The organism is Rhodanobacter terrae (assembly GCF_042657005.1).
Taxonomy (GTDB): domain Bacteria; phylum Pseudomonadota; class Gammaproteobacteria; order Xanthomonadales; family Rhodanobacteraceae; genus Rhodanobacter; species Rhodanobacter terrae.
Window position 1 is genome coordinate 240,465 of record NZ_JBHSNG010000005.1, and the last position, 6,523, is coordinate 246,987.

The following is a 6,523-nucleotide window of genomic DNA, read 5'->3' on the forward strand; positions in this document are numbered from 1 at the left end:
CGCCATGACCTGCATGTCGCCCCGTCAACGTGGTTTCAGCCTTGTCGAATTGATGGTCACGATAACCGTGATGGCAATCCTGCTGGCGATTGCCGTGCCAAGCTTCCGCGACGCGATCCACCGCAACCACGTCAGCTCGACCAGTAACGAACTTCTGGCGAGTCTGGCCTATGCCCGCACGGAGGCGATTACTCGTGGCCAGCTGGTATCGATGTGCGCCAGTTCAAGCGGTACCTCCTGTGCGGGTGGCACGGCGTTCGAGTCGGGCTGGATCGTCTATACCTATCCGGCCGGAGCGGCATCCGCCAACGCGAACTATGATTCGACCAAGGCGACTTTGTTGCGCGCCACGACGGCACGTACCGGCGTGTCGGTCCAATCGAAGAGCGCCACAGTCATTACGTTTGGTCAGCAGGGTCAGCTCAAGCCCAGCACGCCCTTGACGTTTGCGACCTGCTTCCGCACGGACGCCACAAGCACCGGCAGCAGCACCAATGCAGTACCCGGCACCGAGCTGGATGTGTACGGCTCCGGCAGCGTGACGACCAAATCGTGGCCAGTCGGCGCGGCATGCACTCCCTGACGTGGAGACAAGAGTCACTGGAAACGGCCCCCGCGTTCGGCGGGGGCGTTTTCATTTGCGCGGGTCTTGATCGGGCCGCAATCGCTCACGCAGCCCACCCTCACGCCGGATCGGCCGTGCCAGCGCGGCGCGCAGTGATTCGTCGGTAGCCCATATCTCGGCGTGGCTTCGCGCGCGCGAGATGGCGGTGTAGACCAGTTCGCGGGTGAGGATGCGGTTGTCTTCGTCGGGCGGCAGCACCACGGCCACGTCGCGGTATTCCGAGCCCTGGCTGCGGTGGATGGTGATTGCCCACGCGCTTTCGTGGGCGGGCAAGGCGCGCGGCGAGAAGCTGCGCAGCCCGGTGTTGCCGTCGCGGTCGCCGAGTTCGAACCACACGCGCAGTCCCTCGGCACCTTGCAGTGCGATGCCGACGTCGCCGTTGAACAGGCCGCGGGCGTAGTCGTTGCGGGTGATGATCAGCGGCCGGCCGTGATGCCAGGCGTGGCCGCTGTCGATGCCGAAACGGGCGGCGAGCCGGCGTGCGATGAGTTCGTTGAGGCCGTGCGCGCCGAACGGGCCGTCGCGCAGCGCGCACAGGATCTGCAGCTGGTGCAGGCTCTGTAGCGCGGCGCCGGCCTCGACCGGCAAGGTCAGCAGCGTCTGCAGCAGTTCCGCATGCCGATCGATCCAGCCGTCGACGCAGGAGCGCAAGGCCCGTGGGCTGGGGCAATGGCGCAGGTGCAGGTCGCCATCGGCGCGCGCGCTCAGCAAGGTATCCAGCCACGCCGGGTCGGGCGTGTCGCGCAGTGCCTCGATGCCGCGTTGCAAGCCGCTGCCGGCGCGCCAGCTGTAGGTGAGCGTCAGCACCTGGCCGGCCAGCGGTGCGTCATCCGTCGCCGTGCCCGGCGCGTTCTGCAGCCATGGCGCGAGCAGGTTGGCCATGGCCGGCGGCAGCCGATTCGGCGGCGTGCTGGCGACGATGTCGGCGAGTACCGAGCCGGCATCGATCGAGGCGAGCTGACTGGGGTCACCGAGCAGTATCAGTACGGCGTCGGGGCGCAGCGCTTCCAGCAGCTGACGCATCATGGCCAGGTCCACCATCGACGCCTCATCGACCACCACGATGTCCTCGGCCAGCGGGTTGCGCGGGCCGTGGCTGAAGGTGTTGTCCATCGGCCGATAGCCGAGCAGGCGATGCAGCGTGCGTGCATCGGCGTGGGGGATATGCTGTAACAGCTCCTGCAGGTCTGGTGCGCTCCCACACTGGGATAGCGAAACCTGCAGCTCGGCCTTGCCCCTGGCGATGGCTTGCACCAGCCGCTGCGCGGCTTTGCCGGTGGGCGCAGCCAGCGCGATCGATGGCTGCGACGGCAGTCCGCAGGCGCGGGCTCGACGCAACAGCATCAGCAACATGCGCACGACCGTCGTGGTCTTGCCGGTGCCGGGACCGCCGGTGAGCACGAAGAAGCGTGCGCCGGGTACGGCGGCCACGGCGGCGCGTTGCCAGTCGGTGATGCCTGGCGGCATGCCCGCGAACAGGGCGTCGAGGTCGCCTTCGAGTATGTCGGCCGGAATCGGCAGCGTACGCTGTCGGCAGCGCAGCCGGATCGCCGCGGCCAGTTTCGCTTCGTGCTGCCAGTTGCGCCATAGGTAAAAGCGGTTGCGCGCATCGAGCACGAACGGGGTGAAGTGCCTTCCATCGCCAACCCATGCGTGCCGGCGTATTGCCGCCAGTGCTTCGGTGTCGAATCCTGCACCGGTATCCGGGTCGCTCAGCCATGCGCAGGAGTGGCCGCGGCCTTCGGCGTTGCTGACGACACGTACGGCGGTGGCGAGCAAATTCGAGCCGGTGCGCTGTAACACCCACTGTGCCAGGGTCTGGTCGATCGCACGCTCGTCGGCTGGCGCGGTCGGCGGCAATGGGCGATTCATGCGGCAGCCTCCTGCACGCCGGCGAAGGCATCGTCCAGCGCTTCGATCAGTGCCACCGGCCAGCGATGACGCCACACGCCAAGACCGGGGGCTAGCCCCAGCGCGCGGACAAACAGGTACCAACTGTCGCCGAGCTGGCGTTCGGCCGTATAGCCGTCCAGTCGCTGGAGTAGGTAGCGATGCAGGGCCACGGTATAGAGCAGCGCCTGCAACGGATAATGGTGTTCGGCCATCGCGGCGTCGAGCGAATTGCCCTGGTAGTCGTGCAGCCGCGCACCCAGCCAGTTGGTCTTGTAGTCGAGCACATGGAAGCGGCCATTCCACGCGAGGATCAGGTCGGCAAAGCCGGTCAGCATGCCGTTCAGCGTCATCGCGTCGAGGCTGGCCGGCACCGCGTCGGGCTGGCCATGGGCGACGCAGAGCCGGCGCAGACGAGCCAGTGGTACTTGCCGCACGGGAAACTGGAATTCGAATTCGACGATGCGATGCTCGGCGGAAACGTCGATCAGCCGCAGGCCATCGCCGAGATCGGCCTGGCGTGCGCGATCGATCATCTTGCCGACCCGCTCCAGCGCCTCGCTGTCGGCCGCGACCGCTTGCGCCGTGAGTTGGCTATGCAGCAGCTGGCGCTGCTCGGGCCAGACCGGGCCTGGCTTGGCCAGTTCCAGTACCTGATGCACGGCGTCGCCAAAGCGCGGGCCGCGCAAGGGATACAAGCTCAGCAGCCGGCTGTCTTCGGCAGTTTCGGCGGCTTCATCGGCGATGCTGGCTGGCTCCGCCATGCCGGTCTCATCGGCGGCACCGCCGTCGTCGACCACCACCGCGGCCGCGGCATAACGGGTCAATCCGCTGAAACTGTGCAACCACTGGAACGGGCGCAAACCGGGCGACGGGGTTTGCGCGGCACGTGGCGATGGCGCCTCGATCGGCGCCCGATAATGGGTGAACGTATCCGCGAACGGCGCGGACAGCCGGATGCCGCCGAGTACCGTGGCCATCGCTTCAAGCGAGGTTTCGCCTTCGGTCAGGCCAAGCTTCCTCTGCACTTGCTGAATCAGCAGGTCGATCGCCGCCCATTCCCACGCCAGCGCATCCCCGTCAGGCAGCGGGCCGCGATCCACCCAGTACAGGTGCACCGCGTGCACGGCGCGGGTCAGCGCGACGTAGAGCAGGCGCAGGCGTTCTTCGAATTCCTCGCGGAAGTGCCTGCCACGATGTTCGACGAAATCCGTCGATCCCAGGTCGACGCAGCGCAGGCCGCCGGCATCGTGATAGCGCAACAGCTTCGGCGAGCGCACACCGGTGCGGTCGGCGACACGCCAGACCAGCGGCAGGAACACGATCGGAAACTCGAGCCCCTTGCTGGCATGGATGGTAAGCAGCTGCACCCGGCGCGCATCGCTTTCGATGCGCAGCTGGCGTTCGTCGGTCGCCTCGGCATCGCCGTCGCCGCCTTCCAGGCGCATGTCGAGCAGCCATGCGTACAGGCCATCCAGCCCCTGCCGCGCGCTTTCTTCTGCCGCCAGCAGCTCGCCCAGATGGCGCAGGTCGGTGAGTACGCGCTCGCCCTCGGGCAGCGCCAGCAATGCGGTGGCGCGCGCGGCCAGCAGAGAGTCGATCAGCGCCAGCACGCCGCGGGTGCGCGTCAACGTGCGCCATGCCTCGAAACGTTCCAGCTCGCGTTCGAACGCCGCCGGCCGGGCTTGCCACGCGCCGAATTGCTCCAGCGTTGCGCCGAGCAGGCAGGTGGCCAGCGCACCGCGCACCGCCTGATCGTCGTCGGGATGCAGCACGGCGTAGAGGATCAGCGCCAGCTCGCGGGCGACTTCGCCGGCAAAGATGTTGCCGCGACCGCTGCCGACACATGGCACGCCACGGGCGATCAGGCGCGCGCGCAACGCCACGATCTGGTTGTTGGTCGACAGCAGCACGGCGATGTCGCCGGGCGTCACGCGCCGGCCGTCGATCTGTTGTTGCGGATCGTTGAGCAGTTCGGCGATGCGGTTGGCGCAGTCGTCCAGCGCCAGCGCTTCCAGCTCGCCCAGCGCCTTCAGCGGATTGCCTCGCTTGTCTTTCGCTTCGCCGCGAAACGGATGGATGACCAGTGGTCGAGCCGCCGGCTCGCCGTCGATGGTGTACGGCTTGTCGTCGGCTTTGCCGGCCGCGGCGACTTGCTGATAGCGGATCTGCGGGTGGCCGAAGCCACCCTCGGTGTGGCCGTACCAGGCATTCAACGCCTCGACCAGCGCGCGGCCGGAGCGATGGTTGACGCCCAGCGAAAAGCGCTGGGCGGCCTGTTCGCCGGCACGCAGATACGCGGCGATGTCGCCGCCGCGGAAACTGTAGATGGCCTGCTTGGGGTCGCCTATCATTACCAGCGTGCCGCGCCCGCGGTAGATCCGGTCGAAGATCGCGAACTGGCGCTGGTCGGTGTCCTGGAATTCATCGATCAATGCGACCGGGAACGCCTCGAACAGCCGGTCGGCCAGTACATTGTCGGCCGGCCGGTCGTCGACTCTCTCGCCGCACAACCTCTCGTAGACCGCGTCGATCAGCATGGAGAACGTCAGCACGCGCCGCTGGCGTGCGCGCCGCGGCATCTCTTCGCGACAGGCTTGCGCGGCCTCGGCCAGCACGGAGCCGCGGGTGAAGATGGTGCGCAATGGCAGCAACGAGCGCAGGGCCTGCAGTGCGCGGATCAGCGGATGATCGTTCAGCGCGCCGGCGTTTTGTGGGGATTCCTGTTCGAGTACGTTGTCCGGCTCGAACGTCTTGTCGAGTGCGCCCGCCAGTTGTTCTTCGTCGTCATCGCGGAGTGCTGCGGCGACTTTGCCGAGCCGGTTCGACAGCGCCGTCTTGCGTGAGCCGTACAGCGACTTGTCGCCGGCCAGTCGCTGCAGCTCGGTGATGGTGGCTTCCGTGCGCAGTGCGGCGATCCGGTGTTCGAGTTCGACCAGGCCGCCGGCTTCGATCTGCGCGTCGGTGCTGTTGGCCAGTCCGCCGAGATCGCGCAGCAGGCCTTCCGGGCCACCCTTCATCAGCAGTGCGGCCTCGCGCGGGTCGACCTCGCCGACGAGATACCGACGACGCCAGAAATCCTCCACGCATTCGCGCTGCAGTTGCTGCTCGTCGAACAGCTTGTCGTTGGCGAACGCGGCGCCGCTTTCCAACGGGTAGTCGCGCTGGATGCGCTGGCACAGCGCGTGGATGGTCGAGACCGGCGCACGGTCCAGGTCGGTGCGGGCCAGCTGGATCTTGCGCAACGCGTGACGACGACTGTCCGCGTCGGGGCAGAGCATCGCCAGATAGCTCTGCAGCGAGTCGTTGCCGGCGCGTTCGACGGGAGTGGATTCGAGCAGCGATTCGGCTTCGACCAGCCGCCGCCGCAAACGCTCGTGCAACTCCTGCGCGGCGGCATCGGTGAACGTGGTCACCAGGATTTGCTCCACCCGCAAGTCGCGTTCCAGCAGCAGCCGCAGATAGATCAGGCCGATGTTCCAGGTCTTGCCGGTACCGGCGCTGGCCTCGATCAGGATGCGTCCCTGCAACGGCATCCGGCGCCAGTCGAGGGCGGGCAGGGCGGCGGTATCGACGGCGGTCATGGCGTTCCCGTGTAGGAGCGCGCTTGCGCGCGATGCGTTGGTGTTGATTGCGCGGGGAGCATCGCGCGCAAGCGCGCTCCTACATTGATCGGGATGCGGCCTTGCAACGGCATCCGGCGCCAGTCGAGCGCGGGCAGGGCGGCGGTATCGACGGCGGTCATGGCGTTTCCGTGTAGGAGCGCGCTTGCGCGCGATGCGTTGGTGTTGATTGCGCGGGGAGCATCGCGTGCAAGCGCGCTCCTACATTGATCGGGATGCGGCCTTGCAACGGTATCCGGCGCCAGTCGAGGGCGGGCAGGGCGGCGGTATCGACGGCGGTCATGGCGTTCCCGTGTAGGAGCGCGCTTGCGCGCGATGCGTTGGTGTTGATTGCGCGGGGAGCATCGCGCGCAAGCGCGCTCCTACATTGATCGGGATGCGGCCT

5 protein-coding genes are annotated in these 6,523 nt (G+C 67.3%); 1 reads left to right on the plus strand and 4 read right to left on the minus strand.

Going from position 1 to position 6,523, the window contains the following annotated elements:
- Nucleotides 1-4 precede the first annotated feature (4 nt).
- A complete protein-coding gene (locus ACFPPB_RS07470; RefSeq protein ID WP_377325950.1) occupies nucleotides 5-583 on the plus strand; it encodes a GspH/FimT family pseudopilin in 579 nt (192 codons plus the stop codon).
- A 51-nt stretch (nucleotides 584-634) separates the two neighbouring features.
- On the opposite strand, the gene recD is transcribed toward ACFPPB_RS07470, so the two are convergent.
- The 4 genes from recD to ACFPPB_RS07490 all read right to left on the minus strand — a co-directional run.
- Nucleotides 635-2,497, minus strand: coding sequence for an exodeoxyribonuclease V subunit alpha (gene recD / locus ACFPPB_RS07475; RefSeq protein ID WP_377325908.1), 1,863 nt, complete (start codon nucleotides 2,495-2,497; stop codon nucleotides 635-637).
- Entirely contained in the window at nucleotides 2,494-6,099 is a 3,606-nt protein-coding gene (locus ACFPPB_RS07480) for a UvrD-helicase domain-containing protein (protein ID WP_377325910.1), read from the minus strand. Before ACFPPB_RS07480 ends, recD begins: the two co-directional genes overlap by 4 nt.
- Nucleotides 6,096-6,260, minus strand: coding sequence for a hypothetical protein (locus ACFPPB_RS07485; protein ID WP_377325912.1), 165 nt, complete (start codon nucleotides 6,258-6,260; stop codon nucleotides 6,096-6,098). Before ACFPPB_RS07485 ends, ACFPPB_RS07480 begins: the two co-directional genes overlap by 4 nt.
- Nucleotides 6,257-6,523, minus strand: a 267-nt coding sequence (locus tag ACFPPB_RS07490; protein WP_377325914.1) for a hypothetical protein, incomplete at its 5' end; no start/stop codon positions are given. The genes ACFPPB_RS07490 and ACFPPB_RS07485, both read right to left, overlap by 4 nt.